This window comes from Moorena sp. SIO4A1 (assembly GCF_010672065.1).
GTDB lineage: Bacteria > Cyanobacteriota > Cyanobacteriia > Cyanobacteriales > Coleofasciculaceae > Moorena.
The window spans coordinates 1-3,193 of record NZ_JAAHHX010000202.1 but is presented as its reverse complement, the minus strand read 5'-3'; the positions used below and the strand labels follow the sequence as shown (position 1 = coordinate 3,193).

General features: G+C 44.6%; 2 protein-coding genes. One reads left to right on the top strand and one right to left on the bottom strand.

Features of this window, described 5'->3' with window-relative positions:
* Positions 1 to 343, bottom strand: a 343-nt coding sequence (locus F6K53_RS36120; protein ID WP_293084237.1) for a peptidogalycan biosysnthesis protein, incomplete at its 3' end; no start/stop codon positions are given.
* A gap of 735 nt (positions 344 to 1,078) precedes the next feature.
* On the opposite strand from F6K53_RS36120, the gene F6K53_RS36115 reads away from it, so the two are divergent.
* Positions 1,079 to 3,052 (top strand): ATP-binding protein, encoded by a 1,974-nt coding sequence (locus F6K53_RS36115; protein WP_293084235.1) that lies wholly within the window; start codon positions 1,079 to 1,081, stop codon positions 3,050 to 3,052.
* The last annotated feature ends 141 nt before the right edge of the window (positions 3,053 to 3,193 follow it).

The following is a 3,193-nucleotide window of genomic DNA, read 5'->3' as shown; positions in this document are numbered from 1 at the left end:
GGGTAAATGGTGTCATACCCAACAACTTTGGATAGTAGGAAATGCCCAAGCGGTAGGACAAATCCGCCCACTGTTGGTCAAAGACAAACTCTCCGTAACTGTGACCTTTGACATACATAGGTGCAGCCGCGATCAGCTGTCTATCTCGCCATACCGTTAAGTGATTGGGCAACCAACCCGTTTTAGCAGTAGCACTACCAGATGTTTCAATATTATTCAACCAGTCCCACTCCAGAAAAGGGGTTTTTAGGGGTTGGGCAAGGTCATCCCAAGCGGATTGGGGAATATCTGCCATGCGGTTGACCCAGATAACGGAATAGTCAAGCTTGGGTTGTTGAACCATTGGGGTAATCTAGGATTAGAGGAACTTGAGATTGGTAAAGTCAGCAATTCTGCTAGTATGCAAGTTTATTCGCGTAGCGTGGCCAAACGCGCCCCGCGTGGCCAATAGGCCAAGGCCAAGTCAGCAAGTCAGCAAGTCAGCAAGTCTGAAACAATTCCTGGGATCAATTACTGAGAAACTGGAATGTTTCTTACCTTGAGCCTTAACGTTTTTTCCGTTAACTTCAAGTATTTAACTTCAAGTTTTATTTAATTAGTCGAGGGGGTTATCAGAGGAGATATGACCAGATATCCCATCTCTTAGTTTAAGTTAAACTAACTTCACACTATAGGCACGCAAAGTACCTGCACCAAACAAGACCCCATCAGCGAGAGCCACTTGGTTTTCCAGATGGGCTAGAAAGGTTAGCAAATCTTTTCTATAACACATCTAGTCACGGACTTCAAACCCTGAAGGTCTTGATAGTCAGGGAAAACCTTGGTAGATCTACTCGAATCCTCCAAGGTATGCATCTATGCCTTTGTCCTTCCATCTGACGTTAAATGGACACAACCCTAGTTGAGAATGGCAGAGAAAAATTACTCAAATTAACTGGATTTATTTCAGTAAGTTTCCATAAACTAAATAGAGGGAATAAAGATATCAATCTGAGTACCAAGGTTGTAGTGAGTAATTGTAAACAAACCCCATTATCGTGCGGTTGGGTTGTTCTGAGCCATCAATATCAGACGAATTATGGTTAAGCTAGGTCTATCCTCCTTTCGTCGCATTCTACTTTCGCGCCTTCTGCTGCTAAGTGTGCCAGTCTTACTAGCAGGAGTGTATGTGACTTACACAAAGGCACGCTCATTGCTGTTGGACAGTGCTCGCCAAAATCTGACGGAAAGTGCTGTACTCCATGCACAGAGCATTCAAGAGTCAATTGCTGCCCTCAAAGCCAACTTGGTGAGTGCCAGTGAAGCTGTAGCCCTAAAGTCGGAATCCCCAACCGCCTATCAACAATTTGTAGAACAATTGGCTCAACTGTTACCACATCCGATCGATTGTGTACAGTTGATGGAGCTACAGAGCAAAGCAATCGCCGCAAGTACCTGTGCTAACCAATTGCTAACTAACCGACCGACTTTTGTATCCTCGGTGCAGCAAAGTCAATCATTCGCTAACCGTTCTCAGGTTGAGGTAACCATACTACTGCCTAAACACCCCTCAAGAAACCCCTCAACAACTTTAACTAGCCAACTCTATCCCCCCAAGTCCACCAGTAAACTCAAACTAGTCCTGAGTGCCCCAGTCTATAACCGATCAGGTCAACTCCAGTTTGCCCTGATCATCCAGTCAGCTCTGCTACAGACACCAGCCTCACAACGGCAGATATTGTCGAGCTATCCGGTAGTGATTAACCAAGAAGGGCAAGTTTTGACTCATCACTATCAAGAGCCAGTGGCACAGAAGATCACAGACAAGATCAATCGGGAAGAAGAACAAGAGGGACTCAAAAGGGTTTTCGGAAAAGCGATCGCACAGGAACAAGATGTTGCTGAACCGTCGTACTGGATTAAAAACAACGTGGAATTAACCGCTGGCTATACCTCAATTCCAAGTCCGATTACTGCTGAGCTAGGTCAAAAGTGGGTGATTTTAGCGGTTACCCCCGTTGATATTGCTTTGGCTGGTCTCAAAGAGATTCAGCACGTTCTGCTAATCTTCACCTGTGGCTTGATTGGGGCAACCCTGTTGGCAACGATGTATGTTGCTCGGGAATTAGCTCGTCCTCTCGAACAACTCAGAGACTACGCTCTAAATCAATCTCAGTTCCTACCCTACGATCGTATACCCCAAAACTTCAAAATTAGGGAAGTTAACCAATTGTCGGAAGCTTTCGGTGGGATGATTGAACGCATGAAACATTGGGCAGAAGAACTCGAAGCTACTTGGAAAGAAGCCCAAACTGCTAATAAGTTCAAGAATGAATTCCTGGCGAATACCTCCCATGAACTGAGAACTCCCCTGAACGCCATCATTGGTTGTTTGCGACTAATACGGGATGGTTTCTGTGACAACCGCGAAGAAGAAATCGATTTTTTACAAAGGGCTGATCATGCTGCCATGCATCTGCTGGAAATCATTAATGACGTTCTAGATATGGCGAAGATTGAAGCTGGTAAATTATCGGTAAAAATTGAGCCGATTTACCTGTGGGAGTTGCTTGATGAAGTCATAAATTTACAGACTATTCCCATTCAGCAGAAAGGTCTTGAGTTTCATACCAGCGATTTGCATCAGGGGATTATCGTTCCTGCTGATCCAGCTAAGCTCAAGCAGGTTCTAATTAATGTAGTTGGTAACGCCACCAAATTTACAGACAATGGCAGCATTACCATTAAGACCCGAATTGAACCGCTACCCCTGTCTCAGAACAACAGAAGTTTTGCCAAGGCTTCTGATCTAACTTCTCATTCACAGGTTGTGATTATTGTTAAGGATACAGGTATTGGTATTGATCTCAGTCAACAGAAAAAACTATTTCGTCCCTTTGTGATGGTTGATGGCTCGACCACCCGTCAATGTGGTGGAACAGGGCTTGGTCTAGCTATTTCCCGGAATTTAATGGAAATGATGGGAGGTAGTATTACCCTCGTCAGTCCTGGAGAGGGTAAGGGTAGCACTGTTAAAATTACCTTGCCGATCATCGATGGAAAACGGGAATAGGGATGCAGCGCTTTTCTCGTACTTCCTGCTGTGTTGACAATAGTGGAGCAGTCGGTTATAATTACAAACCTTTGAAGTCAAAAATTATGGCTGCCTTTGTAACCCAACTAACCTCGTGCATCTCATTAAAGCTGTTTGAGC